The organism is Bacillus sp. 5mfcol3.1 (assembly GCF_900114335.1).
GTDB classification, from domain to species: Bacteria; Bacillota; Bacilli; order Bacillales; family Bacillaceae_G; genus Bacillus_A; species Bacillus_A thuringiensis_S.
In genome coordinates this window covers 1-22,102 of sequence record NZ_FOST01000015.1, presented here as the reverse complement: position 1 = coordinate 22,102, position 22,102 = coordinate 1, and the positions used below count along the sequence as shown (strand labels likewise).

The window sequence follows — 22,102 nt, the reverse complement described above, 5'->3', positions numbered from 1 at the left end:
TTATCGATTCACAGGCTACTAAACTACACTTCAATTTCAACAATTCCTAAATAATAAATCTAAAGAATTGAAAACGTCAGCAACTTAAATTATAAAAGTCCGATTACGTGACCAACTACCCCAACTACGAATAATGAAAGAATAATAACAATTGGGCTGACTTTTTTCTTAAGCAACCACATACAGAAGAATGTCAGAAGCAATGCGGCCAAACCAGGAATTAATTGATCTAAGTTATCTTGCAAGGTAGTCACTTTCGTAGGTGACAGTGCCATTCCTAAGTTTACTTGTTCAAAAGATTGACGAATCCCTTCACCATTTCCGGGAAGTTTGTCCCACTCAATATACGCACCTTTATCTAACTGAACTTCAGATACGACTGGCTTAAATTTAATTGATACCCACCGTTCCACTAAGGCTGCAAGTACAAACATACCAAGGATTGATGCTCCTTTTGTAATATCTTGTAATAATCCACCTGAAAGATCATCAGTAATTTTAGAACCAGCTTTATAACCAAATTCTTGTGTATACCACATAAATCCCCAACGAATCAGATTCCAAGCTAAGAAGAAAAGGATTGGCCCAAGGATATTCCCACCCATTGCTAATGATGCTCCTAAAGCACCTAACATCGGACGTAAAGTAAACCAGAACACTGGATCACCAACACCGGCTAAAGGACCCATCATCCCAACTTTAACCCCTTGAATTGCCACATCATCAACTTCTGCACCATTAGCGCGTTCTTCTTCAAGTGCTAATGTAACTCCTAAAATTGGTGAAGCAATATAGGGATGTGTATTGAAGAATTCTAAATGACGTTTTAACGCCGCTTTTCGATCTTCTTTTGATTTATATAATTTTTTAATTGCTGGAATCATCGAGAAGGCCCAACCACCATTTTGCATACGTTCATAGTTCCAAGAACCCTGAATAAATGTAGATCGCCATGCAACGGCTAAGCGATCTCTTTTTGTTAATTGAATTTTTTCTGCCATTTGTCTTCTCCTCCTCCTGAATTAATAATCGTTTAAGATATCGTCAAGTGGATCACCAGAGTTACCTCCACCACCATTTGAAGAACCACCCATTTTAGAAAGACTCAAATAAATAAGAGCTAAAGCTACACCCAATGCACCAAGTGCAATAAGTGTTAATTGAGAAATTGCGGCTATTACGAAACCAATAATGAAGAATGGCCATACTTCTTTTGTTGCCATCATATTAATAACTAATGCATAACCAACAGCAACAACCATTCCACCACCAATAGCCATTCCATCAGTTAACCATGCAGGCATTGATTCCAAGAATCCTTGAACGCTTTGTGCAGGGATAAATAAAAGTGCTCCGGCAGGAATCGCAATTCGGATCCCTTGTAAACACACCGCAGCGATGTGTAACGCTTCAATTTTTTTAATATTTCCTTCTTCAGCTGCCGTATCCATCATGTGAACGATAGGAACAGCAAGTGTACGAACAATCATTGTTAAGAAAAGTCCTGCTACTGCTAGTGGTACCGCTACTGCGATTGCTGATGCAACACCACTAATACCTTGTCCACCTAATACTAAAATGATTGCCGATGCAACAGATGCCAATGCGGCATCTGGCGCTACGGCTGCCCCAATATTTGCCCATCCAAGTGCAATCATTTGAAGTGTACCGCCAAGAACAATACCTGCCTCCAGGTTACCTGTTACTAAACCGATTAATGTACATGCCACAAGTGGTTGATGGAATTGAAATTCATCTAATATTCCTTCCATACCGGCTAGAAATGCAATTAGTATTACTAAAATTATTTCTATAGTAGACACTATGATCCCCCATTTCATTTAAATTTGCTATGTCACTATGCTAATTCAACCTTCGCTTTTTTTAGAATGTCATCCATGTTGGCACGGGAATCATTAGGTACTTTACGTACATCAAAATGAATGCCTTTTGCTTTCATTTTCTCGAAAGCTTCAACATCTTCTCTTCCCATAGAAAGTACCTTATTTACAACAACCTTTCCAGTTGAATGGGCCATTGAACCAACGTTAACTTCTTTAATATCCACACCAGCCTCTATAACTCTTAGGACATCTAGTGGGTTTTCAAATAATACTAGTGCATTAGTATTACCAAAACGGGGATCTTTTTCAACTTCAATCATTTTGCTGATTGGAATAACATTGGCCTTAACCCCTGGTGGTGCCGCCTGTTCGATTAATTTCTTACGAAGATCGTCTTTAGACACTGCATCTGAAACTACGATAATACGATTTGGTTGTGTAGACTTTGTCCATGCAGTCGCTACCTGACCATGCAATAAACGAGAATCCACACGGACTAAAACGAACTTGATTTTCCCATCACCAACTACTGTACCGGGAGCAAGTCTGCCTTTTGCTTTTCCATCTTTAGCAACTGCAGTATCAGTACTTTCTTTGGGTTCCAGCTCTTCAGGTTTAATCCTTATCCCTTCTTTTGCTGTTTTAACGATTTGTGCTGCGATTTCTTGAGCAGACGTTATTGATAAACGAGATGCATAAGCTTCAATCACCATTGGTAAGCTCATACCAGCAACGATCGCCCAATTGTCTTTGTGTTCTTCATACAAGCCATTAGCTTGATTGAATGGAGTACCGCCCCATAGATCGACTAAAAATAATACTTCATCTTGATTATCAAAAGATGCAACTGCAGCTTCCATTTTCGCCCTCAAATCGCCTGGACCTTCGCTAGGCATTAAGGTAACAGCTTTAACATTTTCTTGTTCTCCAAAAATCATTGCGCCAGATTGTAAAATGCCTTCAGCAAATTGGCCATGGCTTGCTAGGATAATCCCTACCATCTCTATACCTCCTAAATATTTCATCCTAATTTTTTTCCGTATAGACGCAACCAACACAACTTTTCTTCTTCGTTTCATCAATCTTTAACTATTAAAAAACAACTTTTTCTATCCCTGAGAAAACCACCCCCTAGGCTATTTAAAGCTCATTTTTTTCATAAAATTTCTTTACTACTGATAATGAGTTTGCGAGTCTCCAATTCACCATCTTTCAAATCATTACTTAAAACACATAATTTCTTGCGGAAAAGGTTCGTAATCTTATAAAATAATCCACTAAAAGAAAACGCTTTCAAATTATAGAAAGAACATGCTATTGAAAATCATTGATTTATATACGCGCTTACTCTAAACTTAATCAACTAAAAATAGACTGAGTTTCATCAAACCAAAATAGGAGTGAAACTCCACTTGCGACTTTCCTCATCGATAAGGAAAGTATTTATCTCGAAAAAAACATGAGTATAAATACAATCGAACATGAAAGAAATCAATTTGAAATTCTGTGAATGATAAAGATGCCATGTATGTGGTTAATTGCGCATATGTTACTTACGAAAAATTTGATTAAATGACAGACTATACATATTTCCCCTTTTTCCAACTAAAGAAAAGCACTGTTATTCGCGAAATGAAATCGATTCCATTTACTAAAAACATTGCCGCTGTATCTGATAAGATAGTTTATATCGCCTGCACACAAAGTTGCAAAGAGAATGGTTTTCTTCTTCTTGAAGTTGTTAATACAAATGGAAATGCAATTCTCCTCATCACCTTCTCCTTATACATTTTGGTGAAATAGCAAATAAAAAAACAATAACCCCTTCTTACGAATCATACGTTACTAAAGGCAGCTTTCTGAAAAACATTTTACATTTTGGAGACAAAAATTTGATAGAAGAGCTAATCCTTCGTAAGCAAACATTAAAAATTGATATTTTAAATCTTGGTTAAACTGGATATTTTCTCAACTTTAAAGAGAGTATGTATCTAAAAATAACAATTATATTTATAAAAAAACCGCAAGAATATGACAATATAAAAGCAGCTCGTTTATCAGTTCTCAAAAAAATATAAACACTATAATTATTTAAAACATTTATATATATTCATTATATCTATTGTGATTTTTTTCACAATAGATATAAATTGAACATTTTATGAATAAAGCATTCAATTTTGGGTAGCACCACATATCCAGCGACTTAAAGTATATATTTATACAAAGAATGTTCTGTTCTTCATATAGACTTTAATGAAAATCTCCTGATATATCTATAAACATAGAAAAAGATTATATTACGGAAATAGAACCTAGGATATGACCCATCTTTACACATATCCCGGCTGAATCCCATATACACCTCGAATTTCATTATCTCACTCTACACCATACTCTATGTGTATGCCAAAAAGTGCAAAAAACAAAAAAGCCGTACCATAGTGATGGACGACGCTTTTTCATGTATATGCATTAATTTTTATATACGTGTGTATTAACTCGCTAACATTATTCTTAATTCGTACGCCTTTGACTCTTCTTTTTCTTTACAAAAGTAATTAATAGTAATACCGGTGGGATAATTAAAATATAGAAGAAATTAGCTGTTGTAGCTATATTTCCAAAGTGACTTACTTCTTCTTGACCATTTGGGAATATGGAAATCATATATACAATGGGCATTAAAATAAAAACAAAAGTATGTTTCTTTGTCTTCTTAAATATAGATGTTAACACAATCACCATCATATCTATGTAGATTAAAGTAGTCGAGAAAATAGTAATAATCCAAGTCATAAAAAAAATGGCATCAAATCTTTCTAAAAACTCCCCAATCTCTACTTCTTTTCCTAATTCTACAACCGGATATACCAACTCTTGAACAACAGATTGAGAAAAAACACATATACAAATTAAATAAGTAATTGTGTATAACATTACTACTACTAACAACGCACTTACTACATATACTGGCGCTTTCTTAGGGTTACTGACTAAGAAACTATAATATAATACAACCTCAAATCCTAAGAAAGCAAAACCAGAATTTTTTAAGCCACGGATATAACCCATTGGTGGTGTTTTTAAAATCGGGAATAGATGAGTGAAATCAATATTATTTACATTCAATATAAATGATATAATAAGCGATACTATAACAACATATAAACCTAAGATGCAAATTTGTATTAAAGCCATTCTTGATCCACATAAACCATACGAAAGAACTAATACAAAACAAAAAGCAATAATTTTAACATCTGTATTTTCCATTAAATACAGATTTACTATGACAGAAATACTTCTTATTTCATAAGCAGCAATACAAAGATAAATACATATCGCTATTACCGAAAAAAGAAATGCCACAGGTCTTGAAACTAATGTACTTGTGTATTCATAAAAGGACATTAGCGGAAAATAAGCAGATAATTTTGTAGCAATCCAGCCAAGAATAACAACTATAAGGCCTGAACCAAGCAATATAATCCATCCATCCGCAAACAAGGTCCCACTTGCAATAGTATTTGGTAACGATAGTAAACCAATTCCACAAATGTTACATATAACCAATGTTGCTAGTTCTATCAGAGTAAGACTTCTATGATATGGATTAGATTGCATCTCAAGGTCACCAACTTTAAAAGAATATAAGTTAGCTTTTCCTTTTACGTGACCATTATGCATAAAAGTTCCATATCTCAATTTAAATAAGTGACTTATTATGCGATTGCTGACACTATATGCTTGCCCATAATATATATTTTTCTTAAGTTGATAGATGAGTGACGTTATCCCTGGTATTATTGTAAACAACACATAATATAACAAAGACTATTTTTCTCATATTGATCAAAATTCCTCTCATTTTACTATTTAGCTTGGAAATGTATATGAAATAGAAAGTAATTTTCAATCATATATACCTATATTCTGGTTTATCTATTGATTTATAAACTACATTTATTAATTGGTTCAGTATAATAATAATAAAAAAACCAACTCTAGTTAAGTTGGTTTTTTTATGCGCGTTAATTAAACTACACAAATTGAAAATACTTAAGTGGTGAATAGATTAATTGTAGTTTAGGCTATACGGAACAGAATGAACTACAATTTAAATTATAGCATATTTATCAAATAATCCTGTGACATCTTATTGAATATTTAAAACGTTTCTGTACAAATACGCACCCTATTATTTTAAGTACATTCTTATAGTTTTAAACATAGAAACTAATTTTCAATTAGCCTATGATTTTTCCAATCCACCGAATAATTATGAACAGAGATACTTTTACTTACATCCTTAATATTGCCACCTACCCACCAGCCTGCACCACTACCATGAACTCCATTAAAAAATGATGTCCAATCCATTCGATAATCATCAGAATTTCTAGTATAAGTAATTTTAAAAGTAGATATATCTTCCAATTTATCTGCAATAACAACTGCAATCATTCCTGGAGAAAATCCATACGATGCTAAAGCTGGCATTTCATCACTAGATATAAAATTGTCCTTTGCCCACGTTGCTGCATTTCTCGACTTCATAAAAAGTTGATTTCTATAAATAGAATCATCAGAGTCTCTATTATATGGACCATAGCCTTGATTCATTGTAGAAATGAATGGTATTCTCCATTGAACTTTATTAGCTGTATCAGTTTCTAATACTGTTTTATAGTCTGGTTGATCATATGATGTACTAGTTGACCAATTCATACCTCCTGATCCTCCACCATCCGGTTTATCACTTACTTTTATTTCCCCCCATATATTATAGCCAATAGTGGAAGTTATTGTTTTTGTATCTATCGTATTTATTGGTGAAACTTTATAAAATTGGGAATTATCATTTGTTAACTCCATTCCAATGTTATAAGATGAAGCCCATTTTAAAACGGCTGACATATATCCAGCTTCATGTCCATATTCATCTGTTAATCCTTCTACTGATTTATTTGCACTAATATTACTTCCATCGGTTTTAATGACAGCAATTTGTTTATTGCTGTATGGATCATCAATTATTGAAACTAAAAGCGATGTTTTTATTTTTGCTTGGTCATCAAAAAGAGTAGAAAAATTATTATATACCTTTGCATTTTGTCCATTGTCCCCAATATCCACAATACTTTCTATTTTTGTATCAGCGTGTGCTGTCGGTAAATTTAAGGTAAAACAATTCCACATTATAATAGAAGTTATAGTAATTTTTTTAAGCATACATTTTTTATTTTTCATTTAAATACCCCTTTGCATTGTATGATCAATAGTAAATGTGGTTAACTAATTACTTTCTAATTAAAGTTCAATATATTAATTGCTTAATAAAACAATTGAAAACATATAGCTCCTATAATTCCTCCTATGGTACTACCAATTATGGGAATCCATGCGTATCCCCAATCCGAAGAGCCTTTATTACATATTGGTAAGATTTGATGTGCTAGTCTTGGCCCAAAATCTCGAGCCGGATTTAAAGCAAATCCAGTTGTTCCGCCAAGAGATAAACCTATAGATACTATTAACGCTCCTATTAATATTGGAAGGAGCCCATCTGTAACTTTATAATGACCCATAGCTAAAATTGAAAATACAAATACCGCGGTGCCAATAATTTCACTTAACAAATTGGACGGCCAGCTTTTTATTGCAGGGCTTGTAGAAAACACCGACAATATAATTTCTTGATTTTTAGTTTCTCTCCAATGCGGAAAATACTGGAGCCAGACAAATATTGAACCTAAAAAAGCTCCAATCAACTGAGCACCAATATAGGAAGGAACTTCACTCCAAGGGAATACCCCTATACAAGCAAAAGCAATTGTAACTGCAGGATTCAAATGTGCACCACTTATGTTATCTACTATATATATAGCAAAAGTAACTGCTAATCCCCAGCCAAGAGTAATTGCAACCCACCCGGAATTCTGTGCTTTGGATTTTTTCAGCAAAGTACCTGCTACAACACCATTCCCTAATAGAATAAGAATTAAAGTTCCAATTAGTTCCCCCATAAAAGGAGACATATTTTACGACCTCCTTTGTTATTTCAAAAACCATTGTATAAACACAAGAGCATCCTCAGCATCTTCCCCATCAAGACTTACATGTAATTCTGTTCCCTTTTTTATTGCTAACCCCATTAATTGAATAATACTCTTTGCGTTTATTTTTTTACCATTAAACATAAATTCAACCGAACAGTTATAATCTTTTAAGCCATTTACTATTTCACTTGCTGGTCTTGCATGAATTCCATCCTTACGAGTTACAATTAAATTTTTTTCGATTCTCATAAGATAAGCTCCCTTTATATTTTTATAATGTTTTTCGCCTCAAGTGCAGCTATATATATTTCTTCTAGTTCTTTTCCACATCCTGATTCAACAACTGCTACGTAAGAGCCCTCTACTAATGGTGAATCTGCTATTTTTATTTGATTTAGTCCCTCTTCAGCTAACCATTCTATAGCTAATTCAGTATTAATTAGAGCGCTCCCCAAATCTAGAAATACAATTACACCCCGTTCGTTATAGATAGACTTAATAGCATCTTTAATTTTATTGGCACTTGTCCCGATTCCATCATCATCTGTTCCTCCTGCAGAGACATTGGAAACATCAGAACTTAACTGATCTAGCAAAACCTTTAATCCTTCCACTAATTGATTACTATGAGAAACTAAAACTATTCCCACATTACTCATCACAATTGCTCCCTAAGTTCATTAATAATATCCTTTTCACCTATAAGAGATAAACATAGTGTTTCAAAGATAATAAAAGATGAGACTGCTCCCGGATCTAAATGACCAATAGACCGTTCTCCTAAAAAAGAAGCACGCCCCCTTTTAGCTAGTAATGGCTTAGTTTTTTCCATTTGTTCTCTTGCAAATATGATAAGACCAAAAGGTTTTATTTTTTCTCCATGTCGTTGTATATACTTCAAAACAGGTTCCCAAACATCAAGCATTGTTTTATCCCCTATCTGAGTTTTTCCTCTTAGACAAATACCATTTACAGATTCTTGCAAAGCATGCCCCAGTTCATCTATTGTAATTTTATTTTTTCCTTTTAACACTTTACCAGCCCTTAAAAATGCCGTTCCATATAGTGGGCCTGATGCACCCCCAACTTTTGAAATGAGCACCATTCCAATATCATGAAATAAATCTCCAATATCATCATAAGCGGTATATAATATCTTTTTTTCAACTTCTTTAAAACCTCTATCCATATTAATACCATGGTCTCCATCACCTATTAATTGATCAAGTTGCGTTAGATTTTCTTTTTGATACTCTATTTGTTTGGCTGTGAGTTGCATCCAATTGATAATATGTCTTGGTGTAATATTCATGTTGGTTCCTCCTATTGTATACGCCAATTTGTCGTATTTGCCGGCTCATTAAGTAAATCAATCAGTTGCTCATCTAGTTTTAGTATAGTAATAGAAAATCCGGCCATATCAATTGCTGTCATATATTCTCCAACATATGTTTTACAGATATCTATACCAGCTTCACTTAAAATTATGTTAATCATTTTATTTAAAATATACAATTCCATTAACGGTGTCCCACCTAAACCATTTATCATGACTGCGACTTTGTCACCAATTTTTAACTGTATATCACTTAAAATACGTTCTAAAAGAAGTTCAGCCATTTCATTGGCTGATGTCATACTAATACGGTGAGTTCCAGGTTCACCATGGATGCCCATGCCGACCTCTACTTCATTTTCACCAATTTCAAAACCGGATGTACCAACTGCCGGTACAGTACAAGTAGTTAATGCCATGCCCATACTACGTAAATTAGCAATCACTTTATTTGCAACATCTTCAACTTCTTTAAGCGAGGCCCCTTTTTCAGCCAGTGCTCCGGCTATTTTGTGAACAAATACTGTCCCAGCAATTCCTCTTCTTCCGGTAGTATGGGAGCTATTCTCAACAGCAACATCATCATTCACAATTACTGAAGCAATTGGTATTCCCTTTGCTTCAGCCATTTCAGCAGCCATTTCAAAATTCATTATGTCCCCTGAGTAGTTTTTTACAATTAATAAGACACCGGTTCCACTATCTACTTTTTGAATTGCTTCAAAAATTTGGTCTGGTGTTGGAGAGGTAAAAACTTCGCCTACTACTGCTGCATCAAGCATCCCTTTACCAACAAATCCAATATGCGCTGGTTCATGGCCACTCCCGCCTCCGCTTACAATTGCTACTTTACCTTGAAATGGACTAGTAGCTCGAATGATTATATTTGTATCCGGCAAATTTTGTAGTTTATCCGGATGCGCAAATAACATTCCATCAATCATGTCCCTAACTACTGTTTCTGGATTATTAATAAATTTCTTCATAAGCTTCTATTCCTTTCTCTAAAAATTTCTAACATTACTTTTCAAGCAAATATCATGCCAATTTTTATCCCCTTGAAATCACAATAATATTTTGAACTTTTAGCCTACCTATATAGGATTCCAGGTGATATTTTCTTACTTTAGCTGCCACAGTTTTATGAGTTAACCCCAATGCTTTCCCTACTACATTAAAACTTGGATAAAACTGAATAACATGTTTCAAAATCTTTTTTTCATATTCGCTCATAGTTAAAATTGCTTCTGTATTCTCAAACTGGTTATTTGTAATACTATTTTGCTGAGAATTCATTTTAATATTTTTCGGTAAATCTCCAACTCCAAGTACATCATTCTCACTTAGGTTCATGGCCCGTTCAATCACATTTTGCAATTCTCGAATATTACCTGGCCAGTTATATTTAATAAGGACATGTAAAAAATCATCTGTATATGAATGTATTTCTTTATTTAGCACGGTATTGAAGTGTATCCTAAAATATTCAATTAATGATTGAATATCAGTCTTCCTTTCTCTAAGTGGAGGAACATGAATGGGAATTACATTAAGTCTATAATAGAGGTCTTCTCTAAATTCTCTATCATGGACCATTTTTTGTAAGTCTCCATTAGTCGCAGCTAGTACTCTAACATTTAGCTTTATAGTCTTATCTCCTCCAACCCTAACTATTTCTTTTTCTTGTAAAACACGTAGTAACTTTACTTGTAGATCTAATTTTAAGTCCCCAATCTCATCTAGAAAGATCGTCCCGTTATTTGCTTGCTCAAACTTACCCCTTCTCATATGAAGTGCTCCTGTGAATGCTCCTTTCTCATGGCCGAATAATTCACTTTCAATTAGATTAGGAGGAATCGCCGCACAATTTACTCGAATAAACGGCTTATCCTTTCTCAAACTAACTTTATGTATACCTTTAGCTATAAGTTCCTTTCCAGTTCCACTCTCTCCAGTGATAAGTATTGTAGAATCCGATTTTGCAACTTTATTCGCTATAAAGAGCGTTTCCATTAAAACCTCACTGCAGCCAATAATTTCCGGGAAAGAGTCGTTTAGTTTTTTATATTTCGACAATTCACTCTCTAGATACTTTATTCTTTTCTTTTCACGTATTAATTGATCAAATAATGATTTTGTTTCATAAAATGGACTCATTGTTAGAATGGTTCCACATAATACTTCTTCTACCAATATGGGACTTAATTTTGCAATATAAGAATTACCCAGTTTAAAATCTAGTAATTGTGGAATACATTCTTGAGATTTGATGCACAATCCCCATTTTGCATTCCCAAAAATAAATTGAACTTTATCTGGATTATCTAAACTGCTAAGAAACTCTTCCATTTCGGAGTTGCAATATATAAAACGCCCCTTTGAATCGGTTAGTGCTATTAAATCTTTTACGGAGTGCAGAATGAGTTCCAATTGCTTTTTTAGCTCTTTTACTCTTTTCAACTCTTCAATCAACTCTTCTACTGTAGATATATCTTGAAATAAAGCGACTGCCCCAACAATATTCTGATTTAAAATAATAGGAGTTCTGTTTGTTATAATAACTTGCTTACCCACTACTTGTTTTTGGGCAAGTTCTTCCTTTCCAGTTTGTAGTACATGATGAAGCCTAGAATGAGGTATTACTAAATCAGCTCGTTGATTTAATAATTTTTCAACTGACATTCCAAGTAATTTTCCTCCCTCATTATTAACATAGGTAATAACGTTTTCTCTATTCACGACAACAAGTCCATGTGAGAGATTAGAGAAAATCTCCTCAATTGCTATAAAGTTTTCTAAAAGAAGGTGATCTGTTTGATTTTGTTCAATATAGTTAACCTTTTCTTCTTCCAAATAATTTTTTATCTCTTCTATAATGGACATACTTACTTCTTCCTCAAATTGAATAATAACTTTATCACCTTTTTTTATCTTAAAAGAAGCAACGGATAAGAGGCTCGTAATAGGAGATTTTTTTCCTTTATATAAAATAAAAATATTTTTTAAAATACGTGTATCCTTTATGGTAGTATTTAGCTTTGCAATAAGTGTAGCTGCTGCTCGAACATGTAGGCCATTTGTAGTATGAATATTAATTTCAATCCTTTGCATCATAAGACCCCATTCCATAATAATACATGCATAAAAATACATAAAATTCCACCATTGAATTTTATGCATTTTTAATTTCATTATTAAAATCCAAATTTAAATGTAACAAGATTATTTATACAAAACCTGATAATATAGGTTTTTAATACTATTTTTACCATTTTATCTCTCTTAATAAATAGTATTTTATTTTTGATAATCATAACACTATCTTCTAACTGGTCATATAACAGACGAAAAATATACATAAAATATTCATAATTCTGTACTCTGAATTTTGATAATATTAGATTCAGGGCAAGATTTTTCAGCTTACTTACTAAAAAATCAAGGAGTGATTATCATGGAACGTATTCTAATTAGCCCACAAAAATATATACAGGGAAGAAATGTAATCGAAAAAATTGGAGAGTATGTAAAACCTCTGGGAACCAATTTATTAGTTATTGCAGATGAATGTGTTTGGCATCTTGTTGGTGAAAAAGTAATGGAAAGCTTTCATAAACAAAATCTAAGCTTTGAAAAAGTCGGTTTTAATGGTGAAAGCTCTGAAAATGAAATTGCAAGAATTGAGAAAATAGGAAAAGAATTTGGTGCTGATGTAATCATCGGTATTGGTGGTGGTAAATCAGTAGACACAGCAAAAGCGGTAGGAGAAATTCTTTCAGCTAAAGTTGTAAGCGTTCCCACTATTGCCTCAACAGATGCACCAACTAGTTCTCTTTCTGTTATTTACTCTGATGATGGAGTATTTGAGAAATACAAATTTTATTTGAAAAATCCAGATATTATTTTAGTAGATTCCCAAGTCATTGCACAAGCTCCATCCAGATTTTTAGCTGCTGGGATTGGAGACGGCATGGCTACATGGATTGAGGCTAAAGCAAATTTAGAATCACGAAAACCTGCTATGGCTGGGGGACTATCTACCTTAGCAGCTGCTAAGATTGCAGAACTCTGCTGGGATACTTTATTTCAATATGGAGAAGCCGCTCTTTTAGCAGTTAAGCAAAACACAGTTACTCCAGCAGTTGAAGCTGTAATAGAGGCAAACACCTTGCTTAGTGGCCTTGGATTTGAAAGTGTCGGGTTAGCTGCAGCTCATGCCATCCATAATGGTTTTACTGTTTTACATGATAAAACTCATGATTTAATGCATGGAGAAAAGGTTGCATTTGGTACATTAGTACAAATGGCATTGGAATCTTGGACAACTGAAGAATTATATAACTACATTGATTTCTGTATCAAACTTGGCTTACCTACTACGCTTAAAGATCTGAACTTAGGTGATGCAAGTAAAGAAGAATTAATGAAAGTGGCAGAAGCTGCCTGTCAAGATGGTGAAACTATACATAATATGCCATTTGAAATTTCACCGGAGATGGTTTTTGATGCAATTATTGCTGCTGATGCTTATGCTACTGAGTACAAATTAAAAAATTAGTTCAAAATTACAATCCAAAAAATTAATAAAATTAAAATAAGTATCTTGCAAAATTTAATTAAGTATATATTACATATCATTAAGTTTTGTATGGGTACTTTTAAGAAATTAGCAAAATAATATTATTATTTAATACAACCTAAATAGACATTAAAATTATATATATCATGAAATAATCTGAAGACTTCATCCAACATGTAAAAGCACAAAAAATTTAAATAAAACATAGCATTATGTCAAAATTAATTTTGCAACTGAATTTTCACACCAAAGATAAATATAGAAATAAGAAAAAACCTCTTTATGAGGTTTTTTCTAGTCCTATACTTTTGATAATAAAATAAGCTGTTTTTATTATAAACAATAGGTTAGCAACACCATCTTAACATATAAAAACAAAAAATCTATGTGTCAATTTTTCAAACATCCTATAGTTTTTATTTAAAATAGTAAACATAATAATCTCATCGTACTACTAAAAATTATCTATATTTAGTCAAAATGTAACTATTCTTCTATTTAAGATATAAGTTTTTTAGTCAAACTTGATTATTAGAATCGACACTTTTGTGTACATTTATATTACTTCTGGCTTACTATTAATTCCCATCTTACAAAAATGGTATATATATATACATTTTAATTCAATTTCCTGTAGTTAATGAGCAGAAATATATTGTTTTTGAATGAATATTATTATATTTCCCTCTAATTTGTTTCATTTTTTGTATATTGTTATCCTACTAAATGAGGGGAATCATAACGTACAAAAACTAGTATTAACTAGAAATATCAAAGAAATTCATACTTTTATATCAGTATCCGGAGTTACGGCAATAATTCTTCAATATATATTCAAAGAATTTATTTCATGCCAAATATAATTTGTTTTTTAGAATTATAAATTAGAAGTGAGGAGATATTATTATGATTATTAAAAAATATCCATTTCGTACTCTTGCAAAAACAGCTGTAGCATTAACTATAATAATTCCTACATCCCAAGCCATTAGCCATCAGTTTGCGTACGCTCAAGAAAATATAACGAAATCTCAACAACAAGTAGCGCCATTTTGGAATAAAAATAAAGATTATCCAGGTGGATCTTACGTTACATATGAAGGTAAGGTTTATCATTCTATATATTGGGTAAATGCAGGTACATTACCTACCCAACAATTTAGCGGATGGGAATTATATACCGGTTCAGAATATATACCCGACAATAGCGATCCAAATGATTTATTTGGTGAAGGAATAACTTGGCCAACCCATGTCTTTGCACCATATGTAGATAACGGAATGAATCCTCAAAATCTATTAAAATACGCCCAAGAAACAAATACTAGATTCTTTACGCTTTCGTTTATAGTGGCTGATAAAAATGGAAATCCAGTATGGGGAGGAAGTCACACCCCTATTGGAGATGGTAACTTAGATGATCAAATTAAACAAATTAGAAAAATAGGTGGAGATGTTAAAGTATCTTTTGGTGGAGCAAATGCTGGTAATATCCCTGGATTAGGTGCAGATCTTGCCGCCGCTATTACAGATGTAAATAAATTAAAAGATGCCTATAAAAATGTAATTAACACATTACATTTAACACACATGGATTTTGACATTGAAGGAGCCTTAGTCGCTCACCCAGAATCTATCGAAAGAAGATCAAAAGCGATTGCGTTATTACAGAAGGAATTAAAAGCCGAGGGTAAAGATGTTAGGATTGGCTATACCTTACCAGTAATGCCTTATGGTCTAACTAATGATGGAATAAATGTGATCCAAAGCGCTATAAAACATGATGTAGATTTAAATTCTATTAATATTATGACTATGGATTACGGACAACAAAACCAACAAATGGGACAAGCTGCGATAGATGCTATTAATAGCTTGCATGGGCAATTGACCAATCTATATAAAGATACTATTAAAGATGCTGATATTTGGAAAATGATTGCTGTTACACCTATGATCGGAAAGAACGATACTCAAAATGAAACTTTCACATTAAATAATGCAAAAGAATTGTTCCAGTTTGCCAAAGAAAAAGGTATTGGGGAAATTAGTATGTGGTCTGTTTATCGTGATAAAAAAGCTACTGAAAGTTGGCAAATCGGTCAGGCAACTGGAGATGCTTCTGGATTACCCGATGTAGACGATGGTGCCTTTTCTAAACTATTTTCTGCTTTTAATAGTAGTACTGAAATTGACGTAATAGCTCCAACAGCTCCTTCTAACCTACGCTCTATTAGTCAAACAACAACAACTGTTGAGTTACAGTGGGAAGCTTCCACAGATAATGTTGGTGTGAAAGAATATGAAGTTTATCGTGATGGAAAAAAAGTAGGAACAACAAAAACAACACGTTATGAAGATACGGGCTTACAAGCCAATACAAAATATAATTTTACAATTAAAGCTGCAGATGCAGCAGGAAATAAGTCAAAAAGTAGCAATGAAGTTTCAGTTACAACAAAGGAAGAGAATCCAGAACAAGTAGCTCCAACAGCTCCAACAGGGTTACAAGCATCAGAAACTACTACAAACAGTGTGCATTTAATATGGGAAAAATCCATAAGTAATGTTGGTATAAAAGAGTATGAAGTTTATCGTAACGGTACGAAAATAGCTACAAGTCCTTCAACTTACTATACAGATGAAAATTTACTGGCTAGTACAGAATATAGATATATGGTAAAAGCTATAGATACTCAAGGAAAAGTTTCAGTTGCGAGTAATGAAATCAAAATCACAACAAAAGATACCCCATCTTCTGAGTATAAGGCATGGGATTCGTATGCTGCATATAAAAAAGGAGACAGAGTAGAACATCAAGGTAAAATCTATGAGGCAGTTCAAAATTATCAAGGATATGGTGATCCAAATTGGATTTTCTCATTAGCTTTATGGAAAGTAATTAAATAAACCGTAATATTATTAAATAAAGGACATCTTTCTTTTCAGATTGATGTCCTTTCTGAATTGAAAATAATAAATTACAAATCTATTCTTTCATTTACCTTAGACTACATATTTTCTATAGGTGATTCTTATTTTACATTACTATGATTTGATTAAGAATCATCTTTTCAAGCCAAGAGGAAATTTGCATTTTTTAACAATTTTAACGAAAGTCCTAACACCAAAATCTTTTTAACTATATATACAATTAAAAGAAGGTTGTAAGATGCAGACGAACACAAATACTATAGAGGACATCTACCAGGAAATTTTAGATGGAAAAAGAAATAGATTTCCACCCAACACTTGGAAATTAGATAAAAATAATGAAATGGCCAGAAGGGTAACAAAGTATTTAATACTAAAAATTTTGAATTGGAACGAAGAAGAAATAAAACAGAATTGGAGTACCAAATTGATTGCAAAGTATCGTTTACGTGGCGTATTGAAGCATAAATATGATAATAGTCCCTATGCGATGATTAATGATTTATATCCCAATCAATTTAAAGAATGGGAATTTAGAATGACACCGTTAAATTTTTGGACGAAAGAAAAGGCCTTACAATTATTAAAATGGTTTATTGAAGAAGAGGAGAAATTAGCACCACAAAAACTCTTACAAATTTATGGACAAAAATGGTTAAATGAACATCGACTAAGTGCACCTTTAAGGGTGATTTGGGCTGGAAGCCCGTATGCGATGATTAATGATTTGTATCCAAATCGATTTAAAGAATGGGAATTTACTAAGGCTCCTAATAAATTTTGGACGAAAGAAAAAACATTACAAGCACTGAAATGGACAATTGAAGAAAAAGAAAAATTGAATCTGGATCAATTGAAGAATATATACGAAAATAAATGGTTAGCTCAATCAGGATTGCGAGGAGCCTGTCAATTATATTGGAATGATAGTCCCTATGCAATGATTAATGATTTATATCCCAATCAATTTAAAGAATGGGAATTTAAGATGACACCTAATGGTTTTTGGACAAGAGAAAAAGCGCTAGATGCATTACGATGGACAATTGAAGAAAAAGAGAAGCTGACAGATAATCAATTATTACAGCAATACACAATGCAGTGGCTTAAAAGTCATAGACTATGGACACCTGTAGTAAGATACTGGAATGGAAGCCCCTACGCAATGATTAATGATTTATATCCAAATAAACATATAAAAAGTTCATTCAGAGGATATATAAATAAATCTTAATATCATTAGACATAACTTAATTAAAATGAAAACTTAACTTGCTAAACAGCAAACTATATTTTCTTGATGAGAGAAATATTTAATGAATAATTAGCACGATTAATAACAATAGAAAAACAGTAAAAAAATGCTATTGTTTTGAAAATGAATTTAAGGCTTTAGAGGAGGATATTTATGCAAGCAAAAAAAATTCTATTTATTTTTAAAGTGATTAGGCTACTAGCAATAGTTATCTTATTTCTTCTCTTTTATTTTACACATCAATTATCTTATCTCTATTTTTCAATTCCTTTCATTCTTGAAAGTCTCACTAGAATTATTTTAACAAACAATAAAAAAACAAAGTTTTATAGATGAACTGGATAAACAAGCTAGCAACTTCAACAATGAAGCAATAGCTTGTTTTTATCTATCCTTAACCCCTATTTTTATTTTTACATATTTACTACTCCTTTTCATTTGTCTCACAAGTCATTAATATAACTTCACCATTTAAGCTTATCCCCCCCCCAGAATCTAAAACTTAAGATTTTAGCATTTTTTAATATAAAAAGTTAAAAATTTATATGAGGGTTTCGTTATAAATTTCTCTAAAATGAAACTTTTGTGAACTTTATAACAAAATAACTTGTTAAACCATTTTCAATAACTTATAATTCCAACTGTATATGGTGTGTTTGGTGTGTATCATATACAGTCACACTTGTCGATGGAGAGGTATTTTAATGAAAATTATTTTAAATAATGCATCAAATCAACCTTTATATCAACAAATAAAGGAACAAATTAAAGATTCTATATTTAATAATGAATTGACGGAAGGTGAACAATTACCATCAATCCGTGTATTGGCTAATGATTTACATGTAAGTATGTTAACTACAAAAAGAGTTTATGCAGAACTAGAATCCGAAGGTTTTATCATTACTAGGGTTGGAAAAGGTACATATGTAGCATCTATAAACTTAGAATTATTAATGGAATCTAAGCGTCATATGGTTGAAATAAAATTGACAGAGGTGTGTAAAATGGCTCGAAGTATTGGAATCCATAATAAAGAACTCTATTCGATGTTAGATTTAATCTTAAAGGAGGAAAATGAAGAATGAATGCAGTATTAGAAGTGAAAAACTTAAACAAAGCTTATGAGAATTTTTCATTAAAAGACGTGACATTTTCACTTAACCAGGACTGTATAACTGGTTTTATTGGTACTAATGGTTCTGGGAAAACTACTACTATTAAAGCTATCCTCGGGCTCATACTGAAAGATTCAGGTAACATTAATTTTTTGGAAAAGGATATAGATAAACATGAACGAAAATCTAAAAATAAAATTGGTGTCGTATTAGACGAAGGGTATTTTTACGATGAATTAACATTAAAAGAAATGAAAAATGTAATCGCCCCTTCCTATACCGAATGGGATGAGCAAGCTTTTTTAAAGTATATTAAACGATTTAATTTAAATCTAGGACAAAAAATCTCTACCCTTTCCAAAGGAATGCGAATGAAATTTGCAGTTGCTCTAGCTTTATCCCACCACGCAGATCTATTAATAATGGATGAACCTACAAGTGGTCTTGATCCGTTGGTTCGAAGTGAGTTGATAGACATACTTCTAGATTTTATGAAAGAACCAGGAAAGAGTGTCTTTTTTTCTACTCATATTACCTCAGATCTAGATAAAATAGCAGACATGATTATTTTAATAGATAATGGTCAAATTTTAATTGATGAAGAAAAAGATGCACTAGTGGAAACACATGCATTAGTAAAAGGTGATAATCAATTAATTAATAATCAAACAAAAAAACTCTTTTTGAATTTGAGTCAAACTACATACGGATTTGAAGGGATCACTCATAAAATTGATGATGTGTATCGGCTAATGCCTGGTGTTTTGATGGAAAGACCAACTATAGAAGATATAATGCTTTCTTATATTGGAGGAAACCACTATGCTTATTAATCTTGTTGTAAAAGACATACTGTTAGTAAAAAAATATTTTTCTATTTTACTCGTTTTTGCAGCCATTGCACCAATCTATCTTTCTACTCAATTACAACTCAACGATGGTGGACTTATCGGCTTTCTTTTAACAGTAGTTTTTATGGAGCATATTTTGTTTAGTACAATATCCAAGTTCGAAGACCAATACAAAGGAGCAGCTCTACTTTGTGCAACACCATATACTAGAAGTGCCTTTGTAAAAGCAAAATATCTCTTTCTATTGGTAGTTTTTCTTTGTGCCTCAATTATTCGAATGATAACTTCAATTATTATGCCATCTGATATCGAGAATCTTAGTATAAACGCTCTCGGAATAACATTCTTAGTTGTTAGTATTTTGTTTGGAATACTACTCCCTTTCCAATTTGAATTTGGTTTTGATAAAACGAGAATGATTTCTTTTATTGTTGTTTTTTTGATACCTTTTGTAGCTCCTACTCTTATAAAAGAAATTCAGTTGAGTCATCTGAATTTTACACTTCCTCTTCCATTCCCATCAATTATCATGATATGGATGCCTTTTCTCATTTCAATAGTTATTAGCATTATATCAATGATAATATCACTGAAGGTATATGCAACAAAAGATTTATAATTATTTTAAGGGGCATTTTAAAAAATGTGTTTTATCGTCCCATACTTGTCAAAGTTGCGTCAACGCACAAGATACTTCAGTTCTCAGCTTAGGAACTATAGACAGAATCTGCTAAGATAGCTGGTGGACACATCGGTATTAGCAGGAATCTTCCACTTCAAACATTTCGTTAGAGTGTTAAGTGAGAGTGGTTCAATTAGCGGATAATTATATATTCCATTTTCTAATTTAATGAAATAACATCAAAAATCTGTTAATCAATATTTACACACAATTTTAAAATACGAATTGACAGTTAATGAATGTTCAATCAACTGACACAACTACTCTTTAGGAAATGTGTTATAGTTAATTCAGAATCAATACTGCATAGCAGCATTAATTCTCACCTATCTTTTATTATATTTGTTTTTACACCAACTTAAAGGAAAAAACCAACTCTATTTTAGTTGGTTTTTTCTGTTGTTATTAGAATAAGACTAAGAATCACTTAATTTATATACAAAGTACTATTCATTTTACGATAATGTACATATACTTGCCGTTGAACTACCCCCACTTTCACTTCGTTTAGAAGTGGGGGATTCCTAAGTAAAGAGTTCTATCGAACTCTAATTTATTAGGCTAACCCCGCAGTCCTTGCGGTTAGAAGCCTTATCGCTTCATTCTTTAGATTGATACTTGCGTTAATATCCCTATCATGGTGTGTATGGCAAGAAGGGCAATCCCATTTACGTAGGTTCAGATTTTTAACGTCTTTGTTTTGATATCCACAACAAGAACATAATTGGCTGGATGCAAATGTTTTCGACACAACAATGATTTGTTTGCCGTACCATTTTGCCTTATATTCCAACATAGTTCGAAACTGTGACCATGATACCTCACTAATCGCTTTTGCTAACTTATGATTCTTTAACATATTCGATACTTGCAAATCTTCTATACCGATAACATCGTGGTTTTTGATGATTTCAGTTGAGATTTTGTCCAAGTAATCTTTTCTAGCATTTGCCATGTATTCATGAATTCTAGCTACCTTTACTCGTTGTTTATTCCAGCGAGAAGATCCTTTCATTCTTCTAGAAAGAACACGCTGTGCTTTCGCCAACTTCTCTTCTAATGACCGAAAAAACTTCGGATTTTTATAAGTTGTTCCATTTGACAAAATGGCGAAATCTTTTAGTCCCACATCCATTCCAATGTAAGATTGTGTTTTCGGAAGTTCTTGCACTTCTGTTTCAGCTAACAATGACACAAAGTATCTGCCGGAAGGGTTCTTTCTAACCGTAGCATTTACAATACGTCCCTTTACTTCGCGACTCTTGGCAAATCGAACAAGACCAAGTTTCGGCAACTTTATCTTTTTTCCTACAATGGCAATATTTTCATTTGTTTGTTTTGTGGTGTAAGATTGTACGTTGTTTTTCTTAGATTTGAAACGCGGGGCACTCGTTTGTTTTTTGAAAAAGCGTGTATAAGCATCCGCAAGGTTGCGAACAGA

Annotated in this window: 18 protein-coding genes; 6 read left to right on the top strand and 12 right to left on the bottom strand. The window is 32.7% G+C overall.

Features of this window, described 5'->3' with window-relative positions:
- Nucleotides 1-89: 89 nt before the first annotated feature.
- The 11 genes from BM089_RS28465 to BM089_RS31640 form a co-directional block, all read right to left on the bottom strand.
- On the bottom strand, nucleotides 90-1,001 hold the full coding sequence (locus BM089_RS28465; RefSeq protein WP_090978774.1) for a PTS system mannose/fructose/sorbose family transporter subunit IID: 912 nt from the start codon (nucleotides 999-1,001) through the stop codon (nucleotides 90-92).
- Nucleotides 1,002-1,022: 21 nt separating this feature from the next.
- Nucleotides 1,023-1,823 carry a PTS mannose/fructose/sorbose transporter subunit IIC gene (locus tag BM089_RS28460; protein WP_090978772.1) on the bottom strand — a complete coding sequence of 267 codons (801 nt, stop codon included), beginning with the start codon at nucleotides 1,821-1,823 and terminating at the stop codon, nucleotides 1,023-1,025.
- Nucleotides 1,824-1,858: 35 nt separating this feature from the next.
- The gene (locus tag BM089_RS28455) at nucleotides 1,859-2,845 is read right to left on the bottom strand and encodes a mannose/fructose/sorbose PTS transporter subunit IIA (RefSeq protein WP_090978770.1); all 987 of its coding nucleotides are present in this window, start codon (nucleotides 2,843-2,845) and stop codon (nucleotides 1,859-1,861) included.
- Nucleotides 2,846-4,361: 1,516 nt separating this feature from the next.
- Complete coding sequence (locus tag BM089_RS28450; protein WP_090978768.1) at nucleotides 4,362-5,534, bottom strand: GerAB/ArcD/ProY family transporter; 1,173 nt, start codon at nucleotides 5,532-5,534, stop codon at nucleotides 4,362-4,364.
- Between the two features lie 549 nt (nucleotides 5,535-6,083).
- On the bottom strand, nucleotides 6,084-7,097 hold the full coding sequence (locus BM089_RS31645) for a beta-channel forming cytolysin (RefSeq protein ID WP_254791374.1): 1,014 nt from the start codon (nucleotides 7,095-7,097) through the stop codon (nucleotides 6,084-6,086).
- 83 nt (nucleotides 7,098-7,180) lie between these two features.
- Nucleotides 7,181-7,885: an MIP/aquaporin family protein gene (locus BM089_RS28435; protein ID WP_090978766.1), complete on the bottom strand. Its 705-nt coding sequence runs from the start codon at nucleotides 7,883-7,885 to the stop codon at nucleotides 7,181-7,183.
- 18 nt (nucleotides 7,886-7,903) lie between these two features.
- Complete coding sequence (locus BM089_RS28430; protein WP_001217634.1) at nucleotides 7,904-8,155, bottom strand: HPr family phosphocarrier protein; 252 nt, start codon at nucleotides 8,153-8,155, stop codon at nucleotides 7,904-7,906.
- 14 nt (nucleotides 8,156-8,169) lie between these two features.
- Nucleotides 8,170-8,565 (bottom strand): dihydroxyacetone kinase phosphoryl donor subunit DhaM, encoded by a 396-nt coding sequence (gene dhaM, locus BM089_RS28425; RefSeq protein WP_090978764.1) that lies wholly within the window; start codon nucleotides 8,563-8,565, stop codon nucleotides 8,170-8,172.
- A complete protein-coding gene (gene dhaL, locus BM089_RS28420) occupies nucleotides 8,565-9,218 on the bottom strand; it encodes a dihydroxyacetone kinase subunit DhaL (RefSeq protein ID WP_090978762.1) in 654 nt (217 codons plus the stop codon). Before dhaL ends, dhaM begins: the two co-directional genes overlap by 1 nt.
- A gap of 11 nt (nucleotides 9,219-9,229) precedes the next feature.
- Nucleotides 9,230-10,228, bottom strand: a complete 999-nt coding sequence (gene dhaK, locus BM089_RS28415; RefSeq protein WP_090978760.1) for a dihydroxyacetone kinase subunit DhaK — start codon at nucleotides 10,226-10,228, stop codon at nucleotides 9,230-9,232.
- 64 nt (nucleotides 10,229-10,292) lie between these two features.
- Nucleotides 10,293-12,434 (bottom strand): sigma 54-interacting transcriptional regulator, encoded by a 2,142-nt coding sequence (locus BM089_RS31640; protein WP_254791373.1) that lies wholly within the window; start codon nucleotides 12,432-12,434, stop codon nucleotides 10,293-10,295.
- Nucleotides 12,435-12,696: 262 nt separating this feature from the next.
- On the opposite strand from BM089_RS31640, the gene BM089_RS28400 reads away from it, so the two are divergent.
- From BM089_RS28400 to BM089_RS28370, 6 genes are all read left to right on the top strand, one after another.
- Nucleotides 12,697-13,800, top strand: coding sequence for a glycerol dehydrogenase (locus tag BM089_RS28400; protein ID WP_090978756.1), 1,104 nt, complete (start codon nucleotides 12,697-12,699; stop codon nucleotides 13,798-13,800).
- Between the two features lie 927 nt (nucleotides 13,801-14,727).
- Entirely contained in the window at nucleotides 14,728-16,731 is a 2,004-nt protein-coding gene (locus BM089_RS28395) for a fibronectin type III domain-containing protein (protein ID WP_090978754.1), read from the top strand.
- A gap of 262 nt (nucleotides 16,732-16,993) precedes the next feature.
- The gene (locus BM089_RS28390) at nucleotides 16,994-17,989 is read left to right on the top strand and encodes a DUF4046 domain-containing protein (RefSeq protein ID WP_061529746.1); all 996 of its coding nucleotides are present in this window, start codon (nucleotides 16,994-16,996) and stop codon (nucleotides 17,987-17,989) included.
- Nucleotides 17,990-18,714: 725 nt separating this feature from the next.
- Entirely contained in the window at nucleotides 18,715-19,098 is a 384-nt protein-coding gene (locus BM089_RS28380) for a GntR family transcriptional regulator (protein ID WP_090978750.1), read from the top strand.
- Nucleotides 19,095-19,961, top strand: coding sequence for an ABC transporter ATP-binding protein (locus BM089_RS28375; protein ID WP_090978748.1), 867 nt, complete (start codon nucleotides 19,095-19,097; stop codon nucleotides 19,959-19,961). The genes BM089_RS28380 and BM089_RS28375 overlap by 4 nt, the downstream gene beginning before the upstream one ends.
- On the top strand, nucleotides 19,951-20,598 hold the full coding sequence (locus BM089_RS28370; RefSeq protein WP_061529748.1) for an ABC-2 transporter permease: 648 nt from the start codon (nucleotides 19,951-19,953) through the stop codon (nucleotides 20,596-20,598). The genes BM089_RS28375 and BM089_RS28370 overlap by 11 nt, the downstream gene beginning before the upstream one ends.
- A gap of 619 nt (nucleotides 20,599-21,217) precedes the next feature.
- On the opposite strand, the gene tnpB is transcribed toward BM089_RS28370, so the two are convergent.
- A partial coding sequence (gene tnpB / locus BM089_RS28365) for an IS200/IS605 family element RNA-guided endonuclease TnpB (protein WP_090978746.1) occupies nucleotides 21,218-22,102 on the bottom strand: 885 nt, incomplete at its 5' end.